Origin of the sequence: Frankia sp. CcI156, from assembly GCF_001983015.1 — a bacterium.
Lineage (GTDB): Bacteria > Actinomycetota > Actinomycetes > Frankiales > Frankiaceae > Frankia > Frankia casuarinae.
In genome coordinates, this window is sequence record NZ_MOMD01000022.1 from 79,297 (window position 1) to 93,652 (window position 14,356).

16 protein-coding genes are annotated in these 14,356 nt (G+C 68.4%); 4 read left to right on the forward strand and 12 right to left on the reverse strand.

Annotation, left to right across the window (positions count from 1 at the left end):
- Nucleotides 1-171 precede the first annotated feature (171 nt).
- From mutM to recG, 8 genes are all read right to left on the reverse strand, one after another.
- A complete protein-coding gene (gene mutM / locus CcI156_RS10345) occupies nucleotides 172-1,143 on the reverse strand; it encodes a bifunctional DNA-formamidopyrimidine glycosylase/DNA-(apurinic or apyrimidinic site) lyase (RefSeq protein WP_011437976.1) in 972 nt (323 codons plus the stop codon).
- A 168-nt stretch (nucleotides 1,144-1,311) separates the two neighbouring features.
- Nucleotides 1,312-2,124, reverse strand: coding sequence for a ribonuclease III (rnc, locus tag CcI156_RS10350; protein WP_011437977.1), 813 nt, complete (start codon nucleotides 2,122-2,124; stop codon nucleotides 1,312-1,314).
- A complete protein-coding gene (locus CcI156_RS10355; RefSeq protein ID WP_076805436.1) occupies nucleotides 2,121-3,182 on the reverse strand; it encodes a phosphate starvation-inducible protein PhoH in 1,062 nt (353 codons plus the stop codon). The genes rnc and CcI156_RS10355 overlap by 4 nt, the downstream gene beginning before the upstream one ends.
- 6 nt (nucleotides 3,183-3,188) lie before the next feature.
- On the reverse strand, nucleotides 3,189-3,359 hold the full coding sequence (rpmF, locus tag CcI156_RS10360; RefSeq protein WP_011437979.1) for a 50S ribosomal protein L32: 171 nt from the start codon (nucleotides 3,357-3,359) through the stop codon (nucleotides 3,189-3,191).
- Nucleotides 3,359-3,970 (reverse strand): DUF177 domain-containing protein, encoded by a 612-nt coding sequence (locus tag CcI156_RS10365; protein WP_076805437.1) that lies wholly within the window; start codon nucleotides 3,968-3,970, stop codon nucleotides 3,359-3,361. The genes rpmF and CcI156_RS10365 overlap by 1 nt, the downstream gene beginning before the upstream one ends.
- A 471-nt stretch (nucleotides 3,971-4,441) precedes the next feature.
- Nucleotides 4,442-4,930, reverse strand: a complete 489-nt coding sequence (coaD, locus tag CcI156_RS10370; RefSeq protein ID WP_011437981.1) for a pantetheine-phosphate adenylyltransferase — start codon at nucleotides 4,928-4,930, stop codon at nucleotides 4,442-4,444.
- Nucleotides 4,927-5,484, reverse strand: coding sequence for a 16S rRNA (guanine(966)-N(2))-methyltransferase RsmD (rsmD, locus tag CcI156_RS10375; RefSeq protein ID WP_076805438.1), 558 nt, complete (start codon nucleotides 5,482-5,484; stop codon nucleotides 4,927-4,929). The genes coaD and rsmD overlap by 4 nt, the downstream gene beginning before the upstream one ends.
- A gap of 12 nt (nucleotides 5,485-5,496) precedes the next feature.
- The gene (gene recG / locus CcI156_RS10380; RefSeq protein WP_076805475.1) at nucleotides 5,497-7,692 is read right to left on the reverse strand and encodes an ATP-dependent DNA helicase RecG; all 2,196 of its coding nucleotides are present in this window, start codon (nucleotides 7,690-7,692) and stop codon (nucleotides 5,497-5,499) included.
- Between the two features lie 252 nt (nucleotides 7,693-7,944).
- On the opposite strand from recG, the gene rpmB reads away from it, so the two are divergent.
- A complete protein-coding gene (gene rpmB / locus CcI156_RS10385) occupies nucleotides 7,945-8,133 on the forward strand; it encodes a 50S ribosomal protein L28 (RefSeq protein ID WP_011437984.1) in 189 nt (62 codons plus the stop codon).
- Between the two features lie 138 nt (nucleotides 8,134-8,271).
- Nucleotides 8,272-9,423: a D-alanine--D-alanine ligase family protein gene (locus tag CcI156_RS10390; RefSeq protein WP_076805439.1), complete on the forward strand. Its 1,152-nt coding sequence runs from the start codon at nucleotides 8,272-8,274 to the stop codon at nucleotides 9,421-9,423.
- Between the two features lie 77 nt (nucleotides 9,424-9,500).
- Here the strand turns inward: CcI156_RS10390 and CcI156_RS10395 are convergent, their stop codons facing one another.
- Both CcI156_RS10395 and CcI156_RS10400 read right to left on the reverse strand, forming a co-directional pair.
- Nucleotides 9,501-10,115: a DUF3515 family protein gene (locus tag CcI156_RS10395; RefSeq protein WP_254847365.1), complete on the reverse strand. Its 615-nt coding sequence runs from the start codon at nucleotides 10,113-10,115 to the stop codon at nucleotides 9,501-9,503.
- Nucleotides 10,116-10,181: 66 nt separating this feature from the next.
- Nucleotides 10,182-10,415 (reverse strand): Lrp/AsnC family transcriptional regulator, encoded by a 234-nt coding sequence (locus CcI156_RS10400; protein WP_076805477.1) that lies wholly within the window; start codon nucleotides 10,413-10,415, stop codon nucleotides 10,182-10,184.
- A 247-nt stretch (nucleotides 10,416-10,662) separates the two neighbouring features.
- Here CcI156_RS10400 and thiD point away from each other — a divergent pair, with 247 nt between their 5' ends.
- Nucleotides 10,663-11,496 (forward strand): bifunctional hydroxymethylpyrimidine kinase/phosphomethylpyrimidine kinase, encoded by an 834-nt coding sequence (gene thiD / locus CcI156_RS10405; protein WP_076805440.1) that lies wholly within the window; start codon nucleotides 10,663-10,665, stop codon nucleotides 11,494-11,496.
- Between the two features lie 109 nt (nucleotides 11,497-11,605).
- A complete protein-coding gene (gene murA, locus CcI156_RS10410) occupies nucleotides 11,606-13,027 on the forward strand; it encodes a UDP-N-acetylglucosamine 1-carboxyvinyltransferase (protein ID WP_076805441.1) in 1,422 nt (473 codons plus the stop codon).
- Between the two features lie 42 nt (nucleotides 13,028-13,069).
- Here the strand turns inward: murA and CcI156_RS10415 are convergent, their stop codons facing one another.
- Together CcI156_RS10415 and CcI156_RS10420 are read right to left on the reverse strand one after the other, a co-directional pair.
- Nucleotides 13,070-14,080: an NAD(P)H-dependent glycerol-3-phosphate dehydrogenase gene (locus tag CcI156_RS10415; RefSeq protein WP_175637568.1), complete on the reverse strand. Its 1,011-nt coding sequence runs from the start codon at nucleotides 14,078-14,080 to the stop codon at nucleotides 13,070-13,072.
- Nucleotides 14,077-14,334 carry a hypothetical protein gene (locus CcI156_RS10420; protein ID WP_076805442.1) on the reverse strand — a complete coding sequence of 86 codons (258 nt, stop codon included), beginning with the start codon at nucleotides 14,332-14,334 and terminating at the stop codon, nucleotides 14,077-14,079. The genes CcI156_RS10415 and CcI156_RS10420 overlap by 4 nt, the downstream gene beginning before the upstream one ends.
- Between the last annotated feature and the right edge of the window lie 22 nt (nucleotides 14,335-14,356).

The following is a 14,356-nucleotide window of genomic DNA, read 5'->3' on the forward strand; positions in this document are numbered from 1 at the left end:
GCCAACCGACGTGCCGGATGATGCCTCACCGATCCCGGCAGCCCGGTCTCGGTCCTGGACGAGGCGATAACTGTGAACGCCGCGGCAGGTCTGGCTCCCCACCCGACTATCGCGGACGCCACGCCCGGCACCCCACCCGAGAGCCGCKGGATTCGAACGTGTGATCGAACCTTACCACCTGGCCCGTCTTGGGTGCGGCTGGCAGGTGGGGCAAGTGAAGCTCGACCGGTTCATGAAAGCGTCCCGGCGCACCGCGTCTCCGCATCGTGTGCACGGCCGACCCGCGCGGCCATACACCTGTAGCGACCGTTCGAACAGCCCGCTGACTCCGTCCGCCGACACGTACAGGCGGTCGAAGGACGTACCGCCCACCTCAAGAGCCGCGATCATCACCGTCCGCACGCAACCCAGCAGCCTGCCGACCTCCGCCCGGGTGAGGGTCTCGGTCGGCCGCGCGTAGTGCAGCTTCGCGGCCCACAGGGCCTCATCCGCGTAGATGTTCCCGACCCCGCTGACAAGTGTCTGATCGAGCAGGGCCCGCTTCACGCCGGTACGGCGTCGACGCATCCTCTCCGTGACGAGCCGCTCGTCGAAGGCGGGATCCAGAGGATCCCTGGCGATGTGCGCGACGGGAGCAGGCAGATCCGCTTCCCCCGTTGCGACCGCCAGGCCACCGAAGGTGCGTTGATCCACAAATCGCAGTTCGCGTCCTCCGTCCGTGAAGACGAACCGGATCCGCAGATGCTTCTGGTCGGGGGTGGCGGGTGGAACGACGAGCAACTGTCCGCTCATCCCGAGATGGGCGATCAGTGCATCCCCCTGAGCCGGATGACCTGGGGGCAGGGCGGGCGGAGACATCTCGGCCAGCACGGCAGCTGATTCCTCCTCCGGTGGTTCTTCTGGAACCACCGGAGCGCACGCCGCATGGTCTACCGGCGGCTGAAGTACCAGCCACAGATACTTGCCGCGGCGTCGTGCCGCCGTTATCCGGCGGCCGACGAGCAGCGCCGAGAAGTCGGCGGCACCGGCCAGATGACGGCGCACCGCACGAGGATGGTGGACGTCAACCGATGCGATGACGCGACCGACGACACCACGTTCCAGACCGCGGCGAACAACCTCTACTTCGGGGAGTTCTGGCATGATCTCCGGTCGTCGGGTCGGGTCAGTGGGATGACACCGGACCCTCGACGTGGCTCGATGAAGCTGTTGCCACCCCTGAAGCTGTTGCCACCACTGAAGCTGTTGCCACCACCGAGCCTGTCGCCAGCGCCCAGGAAGCGAATCGGGGCAGCTGATGATCAGCCACTCTCACAGACCCGAGACCTGATCGTGATCAAGGCTGCCGACGGCGGACTTCTCGTGATTTCCGCCGGCGACGTCCGCGCCCGAACCGTCCTCCCGCCCCAAGGCTGACCGTTCCTCGAGAACCGCGAAAGCCGCGGCGGCCGCCCGCTGCTCGGCCTCCTTCTTGCTTCCCCCTTCGCCCTCGCCCAGTGGCTCTCCCGCGATCCTCGCGTAGGCGGTGAATCGCTTCGCGTGGTCCGGACCGGCCTCCTCGACGATGTATTCGGGCGGCCCGAGAGCCAGCACCGCCGTCTGTTCCTGCAGTGAGGTCTTCCAGTCAAGCCCTGCGCCTCGGCCGGCGGCCTCGTCCAGCAAGGGATCGAAGAGACGGTGCACGAAACCGGAGGCCACGTCGAGGCCTGAGGACAGATAGACCGCCCCGATKATGGCCTCGAGGGTGTCGGCGAGAATGCTCGCCTTGTCGCGCCCCCCGGTGGTCTCCTCGCCCCGGCCCAGCAGCAGGTACGGACCGAGCCCGGTGGGTCCKATCCCCCGTGCCACGTCCGCGAGAGCCCGCATGTTCACAACCGAGGCCCGCTGCTTGGCGAGCTGCCCCTCGGGAAGATCCGGGTGGCGGATGAACAGTGCCGCCGTCACCACCAGACCGAGCACCGCATCGCCCAGGAACTCCAGGCGTTCATTGGTKGGCAGGCCGCCCTTCTCATAGGCATAGGAGCGGTGTGTGAGGGCGCGGTCGAGCAGCTCGGGGTCGATGGCGACCTCGAGTACCTCGATCAGGCCGTCCCGCGGCGGCGGGGGTGGCAGCTGGCGGGTCATCCGACCAGCCCGGCCAGGGCCCGGYGACGCGCCACCAAGATCGCCATCGCCGCTCTGGTCCGAGAGGCCAGGTCCGCATGGACCGCGACCGACGCCGCCCTCAGCGCCGCGAGCAGCCCGACTGCCTGGCTGTYGCCGGCTTCATCCGGTGCCCGCTCCGCGTGGACCGCGACACCATCGACCCCCAGCACGATCGTTCCCCCCCGCACATCAGGATCTTCCAACGTTCCCCATCCCGGATCCAGACCGGCCCTGGACAGGTGCCCCGTACCCCGATGAGATTCCCACCATCGCATCCCGCGGATGACGGACATCAGGACATCTCCGGTGAATCCGTCGGTGACCGCCACGTCAACTCCACGGCGATGATCGATCTTCTGGCCGTCGCCCGGCTCGCCCGTCCACGAAGGCGCGAGGAGCCGATCAGCCGTCAGCGGGCCGACATAGTGCAGATCGAGCGATCGGAGCAGCTCGTCGGCGGCTCGTCGCAAGGTGTCGGGAAGCGCTGGACGCGCCGTCAGAAGCCCGACTCGGGGAGCGTTGACGGCGAAGCGAACCGCGGCGTATGCACTGCCCGCGACCGCGAACTGGGCGAGTTCGTCCGCCGTCACATCAACCGTCGCCCCCGCGTCGCACAGCACGACGGGGGCGTTCGCCCCGCCGACAATCGAGGCGAGAGTGGCCCGTGTCGCCCCGGGGAGCAGACCGTAGGTGAACTGAGCCGAGGCGACCACRGCTTCGGCCGGGGCTGTCGAGACCATCGCATCGGCATGTCCGTCACGGACCAGGCGCGCCGCCACCMGGACGCCGGAGTCCCGACGTGCTCGCACTTCACGCAATGCCTCCGGGCCCGCCGAAACGCTGCGAGCGGCCGTGGCGAGCAGGACGCGCTCGCCTGGCACAATTCCCAGCCGAGCAAGGTCATCCCGGACGGTATCACCGGATGTCACCAGAGTGAGCACCAGATGCGGATCGGCGCCGAGCGCACTGGGCAATGCCTCGAGGAGAGGCCCGGAAGGCAACCCCTCCCCCACCAGGTCAACGGCGATACGTGTCACACCGGGTCAGACGTCAAGCACCTGACGGTCGTTGTACCGGCCGCACGTGCCACAGACGGTGTGCGGCCGGATCACGTGCCCCCGCGAGCACTTTGCGAGGGTCGGCACCTTGGCCTTCCACTGCGAACGCCGGGACCGGGTGTTGCTGCGCGAGGTGCGCCGCTTCGGGACGGCCACTATTCCTTCTCCTTGCTCTCATGAGGGTCGGTGCGACCCTTCTCGGTTCCCGTCGCTCCGCTGCCGGCCAGCGCGGACAGCGCCGCCCATCTCGGGTCGGATCGCGCATGGGAATGTCCAGGCTCGACATCGTCGAGACGCACCCCGCAGTCCACGCAGAGTCCCGCACAGTCCGGACGGCAGATGGGTGACAGCGGAAGGTTGAGTACCAGGGCATCCCGCACCACGGGCTCRATGTCCGCATGATCATCGATCAGTACCCGAGCATCTTCGTCRTCACCCAGGTCCACGGCTCGGTCAGGGTAGTAGAACAGCTCGCGAAACTCGACCATGCTGACCTCGGACACGTCGTCCAGGCAGCGCGCACATTCACCCCGAAGCGGCGCCACGACGCTCCCGCTGACCAGGACACCCTCGATCACCGATTCGAGACGCAGGTCCAGGGTGACGCTTGCGCCGGCCGGCACCCACATCATCTCGGTTCCGAGATCGGCGGGAAGTTCCGCCTGCGCCCGGACAAGCCGCATCGACCCGGGCCGACGACCGAGCTCACGGGTGTCCAGTACAAGGGGACCCCTCGKGGTCCGACGGCGAAAGTGGGATCCAGTCATGGCGGCAGTCGAATTCACATCTACGTCAATGTCAGGAAGGCCAGCCGAAACAGGGCCTTCGTGGTGGTGTAGCTACCCGGCGTCGCTGACGACTGAGGCAGCCCGACGTCAGCGGCACCCTGGACCCTCCCAGCGGCACCCTGGACCCTCCCAGCGGCACCCCGGACCCTCCCAGCGRCCCGGACCCTCCCAGAGGATCGACGAACAGACTCCAGMCGGTCAACTACCAAGCCGGTCAGCTACCAACGCCGGTCAGCTACTACGGTCTCCTAGCCTATCCGATCGGTGCCGCGGACGATCCGATCAGGCTGCCGGGATCTCCGGACACCCGAGCCCGGCGGGCGGCGGACCTCCGCCTAGGAAGCCGCTCGGGTGCCGCTCGCCCCCCGCGACCGGCCCCGGAGCCCGGACAGTCCGGAACGGCGGGAGAGCCCGGCGGAAGTCGGTCGGCGGCTACMCACCCGGCGGGGGTTACTGAGCGAGGCGCTCACGGAGCTGTTTGAGTACCACATCCGGTACCAGCCCCGACACGTCACCTCCGTAACGCGCRACCTCCTTCACCAGACTGGAGGACAGAAAGGCATATTGCGGGTTCGTACTCATGAAAAGAGTCTCCACGCCCGCAAGCGAATTGTTCATCTGCGCCATCTGAAGCTCATAGTCGAAGTCGCTGACCGCACGCAGTCCTTTGACGATCGACTGGATACCCCTACTCCGACAAAAATCGACGATCAGCCCGTGGGACGCATCCACCAGGACGTTGGACGGCGCCATCGGATGATCACGCAGGGCCTCTCTGATGAGCTCCATCCGCTCGTCGACGGTGAACAAGGTGACCTTGTTCTTGTTGATCGATACGGCGACCACGACCTCGTCGAAGAGTCTGCTCGCTCGGACGATGATGTCGAGATGACCGTTGGTGATCGGATCAAATGAACCGGGACAGGCTGCCCTCCTCATGATCGAATACCGTACCAGAGAGCACCCTCCCCGTACCTCCGGTCGCGCAGCGCACACAACCCGTCAGGCCAGGCGACCGGGCCCGAGCGGTGCGATCTTTCGACAACGCAGACACCGTCCGCAGTCAACCAGGCGGCCGCCAGCAGCTTTGACAGCACTTCGCCGAGTTCCGAATCGYGCATCGCGTACGGCGGATCGARGAAAACCACGTCGTAGGGATTATCCGAGGTGTTCTGCACCACACGCTCTACCGCGGCTTGCGCGATCTTCGCGCCCGACAGTCCCAGCGCTGTCACGTTCCGCCGCAGAGTGCGTATCACGACCGGATCGCGGTCGACGAGAAGAGCATGAGTGGCACCCCGAGACAGCGCTTCCAGACCGACCGCACCAGACCCGGCATAAAGATCGGCAATCCGAGCACCCCGCAGATCCAGACAGGTCGACAAGGTGTTGAACAACCCCTCACGGGCACGTTCCGAGGTCGGACGGGTGGTCGTTCCGGGTGGAACCACGAGCCGCCGACCACCCGCGGTTCCACTGATGATGCGCGTCATCGGGCCACCCGGTCATCCCTTCTCGAGGAAGGCGACACTGGTGTCGTCGAGAACCGCGTCGAGCAGCCGGCGCAGTGCGGGATGCCGGTCCAACCCGGGGTCGTCGTCAACCAGGCGACCGGCCTCCTCGCGTGCGTCGCGGATCAGGTCCTCATCACGAAGAAGTTCCAGGAGCTTCAGGGATCGTCGTCCGCCGGACTGGGCGGCCCCGAGCACATCGCCCTCTCGACGCTGCGCGAGGTCGAGACGGGCCAGCTTCGCCCCGTCGCTGGTGGCGGCGACCGCGCTGAGCCGCTCCCAGGCGGGGGATCCCGGCTCGGCCGCTGTATGCAGAAGACACCAGCCGGGCGCGGTGCCCCGGCCGACCCTCCCGCGCAGCTGGTGCAGCTGGGACACGCCGAACCTGTCCGCGTCCAGGACGACCATCACTGTCGCGTTCGGTACGTTCACTCCCACCTCGATGACGGTGGTGGCGACCAGCACGTCGACCTCGCCGGCCGCGAATCGGTTCATGGTGGCCTCCCGTTGCCCGGGTGCGAGACGACCGTGCAGCGGTTCAACCCTGAGGTCCGCAAGCTCGCCATCCACCAACAGGGGCAGCACCTCACACACTGTCGCAGCTGGTCGGGACGCTCGCGAATCCGGACCGGCAGCCGAGGATTCGGCGGGATCATCCTCCCCGCCCCCGTCCTCCCCGCCCRCACCGATCCGGGGACACACGACATAGGCCTGATGCCCGGCGGCCACCTCGTCGCGGATTCGTCCCCACATTCGATCCGTCCAGGATCTCTGGCTCGCCGGCACCACGAACGTCCCGATGGGAGAGCGTCCCGCTGGCAGTTCGGTGAGCTCGGAGACTTCGAGATCACCGAACACGGTCATCGCGACCGTCMGGGGAATCGGTGTCGCGGTCATCACAAGAAGGTGGGGAGGACGTCGTCCACGCGCTCGCAGTGCGTCCCGCTGTTCGACGCCGAAACGATGCTGTTCGTCGACGACGATCAGACCAAGATCGTTAAAAATCACCTCATCGTGCAGCAGGGCATGAGTACCGACCACCAGACCGGTGGAACCGTCCGCGATCTCCGCCAGAGCCTCCCGCCGCGCACGCCCTCCCATCGATCCGGTGACCAGCGTCACCCGCGTGGCCCGATGATCGGCTCCTAGTTCCCCTGCCCGGGCCAGATCGCCGAGCATCTCCCGGAGGCTTCGGCTGTGCTGAGCGGCAAGAGTTTCGGTGGGCGCCAGGAGTACCGCCTGGCCGCCCGTGTCGACCACAGTGAGCATCGCCCGCAGGGCGACCAGTGTCTTGCCCGAACCCACCTCTCCCTGTAGCAGTCGATGCATCGGAACGGGCCGACCGATCTCGGCTGCGATCGTCTTCCCCACCTCGCGCTGGCCCGTCGTGAGGGGGAAGGGCAGATCGGCATCGAACGCCGCCAGCAGACCATCCGGACGCTGCGGCCGGGGTGTTGTCGCCAGCGCCTCCACCTCACGACGCCGCTGGGCCAACGCCACCTGCAACACCAGAGCCTCATCCCAGGTGAGGCGCCGACGACCGGAGGCGATCTCACCACGGTTCGCGGGCTGGTGAACCAGCCGGAAGGCCTCGGCCAGAGCGGGCAGGCGGTACCGGCTGCGGAGATCGTCCGGCAACGGATCCTCGACGGGATCGAGAGAGTCCAACGCCAGCCGGACGCACCTCGCCAGCGTCCAGCTCGGCACCTTGGCGGAGGCGGGGTAGATCGGAACCAGCGCGTTCGCGAACGGCGCACCGCTGACGGCTTCCCCGCTCTCCTCGGGTTCGAGGAGCTGGACCTCCGGGTTGGTCAGCTGACGCTGCCCGCGGAACTCGTCGACCTTGCCGGCGAACAGCGCGGTCGTCCCGGGACGTAGGTCACGCTCCCGCCAGCTCTGATTGAAGAAGGTCAGCGACAGTGAATGCCGGCCGTCCGTCACCGTCACGCGCACCATCGACTTCCGGGTGCCGCGCATCGGGCGGCGTTCCGTCTTCTCGACCCGGGCCTGGACCGTAACCGTCTCACCGACGACGAGGTCCGCGAGGTCCGTCAGCTCGCCTCTCTCATGGTACCGGCGGGGCAGGTGCCCCAGCAGATCACCGACCAGCCTCAACTCCAGACCATCGGCCAGGAGGGCGGCGGCACGCGCGCCGACGAGGGCCTTCAGGGGCGTGTCGAGGTCGACCACATCACCGATAGTGCACCGGAGCACCGACAGTACCGAGACCCACCGGCTCCCGCCGCATCATCTGGACCACAGAACTGGACCACAGAAGGTGGGGTAACCTCAAGCGGGCCGCCACTGCGCGCGTCCCCCGGCGGCGCCGTCAGGGTCGCGGGTTGCGTACGATTCTGGTTCTGACTCCCCTGACGTCCCGGGCACGCCTACCGGGACCAGTACTACTTCGACTTCGGCTACTACTTCGACGGAGTGTTTCTCGTGTCTTCGGTGTGTGACGTCTGCGGCAAGGGGCCGGGCTTCGGTATGTCGGTCTCCCACTCCCACCGACGCACGCGCCGTCGGTGGAACCCCAACATCCAGACCGTGCGCACGGTCGTGGGCGGGACCCCCAAGCGGCTGAACGTCTGCGCTTCCTGCATCAAGGCGGGCAAGGTCTCTCGCGCCTGAGCCCTCCGGGCCGGACGTTACTCCGGCCGGACGGGGCGTCACCGGACACAGGCCTCCCGTGGAGGTCGAGGCGGAGCGCGGCCACATCCACGTCGGGTACGCTGCCGGTCACCGACGCCGATCCGTTAGTGTCCCGGCATGGCAGGCTCCAGGCGTCGGATTCGGCTCGCCCTCCTGTTCGGTGGCCGCAGCACCGAGYACGCGATCTCCTGTATATCGGCCAGCGGTGTACTGCGAGCCCTGGATCGTGACGTCTACGACGTCGTCCCCGTMGGCATCGACACACATGGCCGCTGGGTCGTGCTGCCGGACGACCCGACCGCCCTCGCGGTGACGGGAGACCGACTGCCCGCCGTCGTCGCGGCCCACGGTGAGAGCGTCGTCCTGGCCGCGGATCCGACGACGCCCGGTCTGTTGCCGTGCCGCCCCCGCGGCGGCCTCGACTCTGTCAGGAACACCCTCGGGAGCAGCGACGCTCTCGGGAGCAGCGACATTCCCGGGGACATCGATGTGGTCTTCCCGCTGCTCCACGGCCCCTTTGGGGAGGATGGGACGGTCCAGGGTCTCCTGGAGATGGCCGGCCTGCCCTACGTCGGCTCCGGGGTGTTCGCCAGCGCGGCCGCCATGGACAAGCAACACATGAAGGCACTGCTGCGGGCCGCCGGCCTTCCCGTCGGCTCCTACGCCGTCCTGCGAGCCGGTGACACACTCACCGGGGCCGACCAGGAACGGCTGGGGCTGCCCGTCTTCGTGAAGCCCGCGCGCGGCGGGTCGAGTATMGGGATCAGCCGGGTCGAGGCCTGGGCGGACCTGGACACCGCGATCAAGGCAGCCCGCGCCAGCGACCCCAAGGTCCTGGTGGAGTCGGCGATCGTCGGCCGCGAGATCGAGTGCGGGGTCCTCGGAATTCTAGACGGCCCCGGTGCCGAGGCRAGTGTGYCCGCCGAGATCACCGTCACSTCTTCGGCCGGCTTCTACGACTTCGAGGCCAAGTACATGTCCGACGCCACCCACTTCGACGTCCCGGCCAACCTGTCCCACGCGGTACGGGAGGAGGTCCGGGGAGTGGCGATCGCGGCGTTCGAGGCCCTGGACTGTGCCGGGCTCGCGCGGGTTGACATGTTTGTCACGGCCGACGACCATGTGATCATCAACGAGGTCAACACGATGCCCGGTTTCACCCCTACCTCGATGTTCCCGCGGATGTGGGAGGCGAGCGGGGTCACCTATCCGCAGTTGGTGGACCGGCTCGTCAGGCTGGCCCTGCGCGACGGAGCGGGGCTGCGCTGACCGCCCGGCACCTGCGCCACCCGGGCCCGTGACGGCGTGGAGGCGTTCCGCCGGGCGGGAATGGCCGGGAGCTCGTCTCAGGATGTCGTCGACCTGCTGTGCGCCCGCACGGCGGGGGCGACCGAGACGAGTACCTCGAACGCCTGCAYGTCGGCGGGCAGGGTGAGAACCACCTGGGGCTGCCGCGTGGGGGTGGAATAGCGCACCGTCGTGCCGCCCAGGTTCTCGGCGAACCACCCCACATCGTCCACGGCGGACAGCATCGCATCGGGACGGTAGCTTGCCGGAAGACYGGGCGCGCCGCAGGTGAGCACCACCGGCGCCGCGCCGTAGGCCGCCGCCGTGGCCTGTGGGGGGTCCAGTGTCCGGCGGTCGAGGTCGTCCCCGAGCGACGGGGGAAGATCGTGGACCAGGTCCACGCACGACGAACGGACCGACTCCGCGGGAATCGGCACGTTGGTCAGCCGAATCGATCCGGGACCGCCGCATCCGACCAGCGCGAGCAGGACCCACGAGGCGACGAACACCGGATACCGACATGACCGCCCCGGCCGGCGCCCGCCCCGTGCCGGGCGTCGGCCCCGCTCGGCTTGCTCACCACCGGTGGCCATGTCCCGATTCTGGCGCGCCACCGACGTCACCGGTGGCCCGGCCCCGGCGGTGGGCGCGAGCCGGGAGCCGGGAGCGCCCACCGGGTCCCCCGTCCCGGAGCCGACCTGACCCACGTCGGGACGGAGGAGCTTCAGCGGCGGAGAAGCTCAGAAGTGAACGACCGGGCAGGTCAGCGTGCGGGTGATGCCGTCGACCGACTGCACTCTCGCCATGACCATCTTCCCGAGGTCATCGACGGTGGCCGCCTCCGCCCRGACGATGACGTCATAGGGGCCGGTGACGTCCTCGGCCTGGGTGACCCCGGGGATCTGCTCGATCTCCTTGGCAACCGAGGAGGACTTGCCGACCTCGGTCTGGATAAGGATGTACGCGTGGACCACAGACGCTCCCTCGTCGGACGTCGACAGCCCGTCGAGCAGAACTACGGGCCGACAGAAGGTAACAGGCAAACGGCCCGGATGAGAGCCTCCGAGGTCGAGGAATTTGCTCAGATCGGCCGACAGGGACCGACCGAGGGGTCRCCCGGCCTCATCCGGAACCCCAATCGTGGGGGTCAGCTGGCCGGCTCGGTACCCGGTTGTGATGGCAACCACGACGCAGCTACCCAGAGCGAAGAATAGGAGACACGTGAACGCTCGGAGCATCCGGAGCGAGCCGCCGCCGGAACCGAGCTCCGCCCCGCCCCGCGTACTGACGATCGCCGGATCGGATTCTGGCGGCGGCGCGGGCATTCAGGCAGATCTCAAGACGATGCTCGCCCTCGGCGTCCACGGCATGAGTGCGATCGTCGCGGTGACGGCACAGAATTCCCTGGGCGTCCATGGTGTGTGGGATCTCCCTCCGGAAGCGGTCCGAGCCCAGATCAGAGCGGTCGTGGCGGACATCGGGGTCGACGCGGTGAAGACGGGGATGYTCTCCTCCGCGGCTCTGGTCTCGCTGGTCGCCGCCGAACTCTCGCGGCTCGACGTACCCGTCGTGGTCGATCCGGTCAGCGTCTCCAAGCACGGCGACCCCCTGCTGTCCCCGGAGGCGGTCGAGGTGGTCCGTACGGAGCTCATGCCCCGYGCCACCATCGCCACACCGAACCTCGACGAGGTACGTCTGCTGACCGGGGTGGAGGTGCTGGACGTCGCCGACCTGCCCAGAGCCGCCGAGGCGATGCTCGCCCTGGGCCCGCGCTGGGTGCTGGTGAAGGGCGGGCATCTTCCCGGCGACGCGGTCGACCTGCTCACCGACGGGACCACCGAGGTCGTCCTCCGAAGCCCCCGCCTGGACCGGCGGCACACCCATGGCACCGGATGCACGCTGGCCTCCGCGATCGCCGCGCACCTGGCGCAGGGGCGTGGTCACGTCGAGGCCGCACAGGCCGCCAAGGCCTACGTCAGTGGCGCCCTGGCCAGCGGCTTTCCGCTCGGCGCGGGGATCGGCCCGGTAGACCACGGCTATCGTCACCGTAGGTAGCAGCCTGAGAGCCGGGCTCGGGCCGCGCCGGCGGCGTCTGGTTCAATCGCCCCGCCGCACGTGACCTGACGCACGTCACGCATCCGCATCATCACCGTGGAGGTAGCCCGTGGGGGCGCACAGCTCGGGAGTGGTACCATCCACCAGCACGGACCGACGGTGGTATCGCATCGTCGGCGGCGCTCCGCTCACCGGCTCGGTCGAAGCGTCCGGGGCCAAGAACTCGGTCACCAAGCTGCTCGTCGCCACCCTCCTCACGCCAGAGCCGTGCACCCTGACCCGGGTGCCTCGGATCGCCGAGGTCGACGTGGTCCTGGGCATGCTCGCCGAACTCGGCACCCAGGTGGAGTGGCTGGACGAGCACACTGTGCGACTCGCCACCGAAAAGATCATCGACGCGTMGCTGTCCGAGGCCTACTCCGGGGTCAACCGGATACCGATCCTGATGATGGGCCCGCTCCTGCACSGCGTCGGCGAAGCCGTGATCCCGCTGCCCGGCGGTTGCCGGATCGGCAAGCGTCCCGTCGACTTCCACCTCGCCGGCCTGCGTGCCATGGGTGCGGAGATCGTCGAGCAGCTGCGTTCCGTCCAGGTCAAGACGCTGGGTCTGCACGGCACCCATGTCGCGCTGCCGTTCCCGAGTGTCGGCGCGACCGAGAACCTGCTCCTGGCCGMGGTCCGGGCGCAGGGTACGACCGTCATCTCGAATGCGGCGGTGGAACCGGAGGTCATCGACCTCATCATGTTCCTGCAGCAGATGGGCGCCCTCGTCGACGTGGAAGTCGACCGCACGATCGTGGTGCAGGGGGTCGACGCACTGCGGGGAGCCACCCATGCCCCGATCCACGACCGCATCGAAGCCGCGTCCTTCGCCTCGGYCGCGGTGGCCACCAACGGCAGGGTGGAGGTGGTCGGTGCCCGCCAGGAACATCTGGCGACCTTCCTCAACCACCTCCGCCGGCTCGGTGGCGAGTTCGAGGTCACCCCGCGGGGCATGACCTTCTTCCGGGCCCAGCCGTTGACCGCGTCACATGTGCAGACCGACGTACACCCCGGGTTCATGACCGACTGGCAGCAGCCCCTGGTCGTCCTGCTCACCCAGGCCAAGGGTGCCTCCGTGATCCACGAGACGATCTACGAGGACCGGTTCRGATACACCAGACAACTGGCCGAGATGGGCGCCGACATCGCCCTGTCGACCCTGTGCCTCGGTGGGAAGGCCTGCCGGTTCGCGTCCCGGGACTTCGAGCATTCGGCGGTCGTGAGCGGGCCGACCTCCCTCACCGGCGGTGATCTGGCGATCCCCGACCTGCGCGCCGGCTTTGCCTACGTGCTGGCCGCGCTGGTGGCCGACGGCACCAGCATCATCCGCGGGACCCGTTTCCTCGAACGCGGTTACGAGGACCCGGTGGGTAAGCTGCGCTCGATCGGAGCGTTCATTGACACGCAGGCCGTGGGTTCGCCCCCGGCACCGACCACGCCCCGACCTGACCGGAACGACGGTGCTGCCGGGCCAGGCGCATGCAGGTGAGGCGCGTGCAGGCCAGGCGCATGCAGGTCAGGGACACGCAGGTCAGGGACGGAGCCGGTACTCCGGGCCCGGCTCCCGACTCATCAGATCCTTGACGGCCTCCATCGGGGGAAGACCCTCATAGAGGACCCGTTCGACCTGGCGGGTGATCGGCATGGCGACGCCCAGGTCATCGGCCATGGCGAGCAGGGGGCGGCAGGAGCGCACCCCCTCGGCGACCTGCTGCTGTTCGGCCTCCACCTGCGCGAGCGTGAGGCCACGCCCGAGTTTCTCGCCGAAGGTGCGGTTGCGCGAGAGCGGGGAGCCGCAGGTCGCCACGAGATCCCCCAGTCCCGCCAGTCCCGCGAATGTCATCGGATCGGCACCCAGCGCGACCCCGAGTCGGAGGGTCTCGGCCAGGCCGCGCGTCATCAACGAGGCGAGGCTGTTGGTGCCGAAGCCCATTCCCTCCAGCATGCCGGCAGCCAGTGCGATGACGTTCTTGATCGCTCCGCCCAGCTCGCAGCCGATCACGTCGGTGTTGGTGTAGGGGCGGAAATAGGGCGTCCAGCACGCCGCCTGGACGGCCTCCGCCGTGCTCGTCGAGGTACTGGCGACCACAGTCGCCGCCGGCTGCTCGGCGGCGATCTCGGGCGCCAGATTCGGACCGCTCACCACCGCGATCCGGTCCGGCGACACGCCTGTGACCTGCGTGATGACCTCGCTCATCCGCAACTGGCTGCCCACCTCCACCCCCTTCATCAGGCTGACGTAGACGGCGTCGGGCCCAATCAGGGGCGCCCATCCGGCGAGGACGGAGCGCAGCGCCTGAGACGGTACGGCCAGCACCACGAACTCCGCGCCGGCCAGCGCCTCCCCCGCGTCGGACATCGCGCGCACCCGGTCCGGCAGCTGGATCGCCGGYAGATAGCGCGGATTGAMCTGGCGGGTGTTGACCGCCCGGACGATCTCAGGGTCACGGGCGACCAGGTTGACCCGTGCTCCRGCATCCGCGAGGACCTTCGCGAACACACTTCCCCAGGACCCGGCCGTAAGCACCGCGGCCCGTCTCACCTGGTTCCCCAGGAAACGTCCGGCCGAGCGGGGGGAGTGATCGCGACCCCGACGATGGGTACGAGGAAGGCGCCACCGATCGAGGCGTTTTCTACCTTGTGGCGGGAATCGACAATAATTGTGCCCTCCGGATGGATCGYGTGCCTGGTATCGACGCCCGGCCGGCTGGACACCTCGCATCGCGCCGCGTCCGCCGCGTCCTCACTCTGACCGTAGACGCCGATCTGGCGGGTACCACGCAGGATGCGCCGCATGCCGGGGACGCGCCACGGCTCC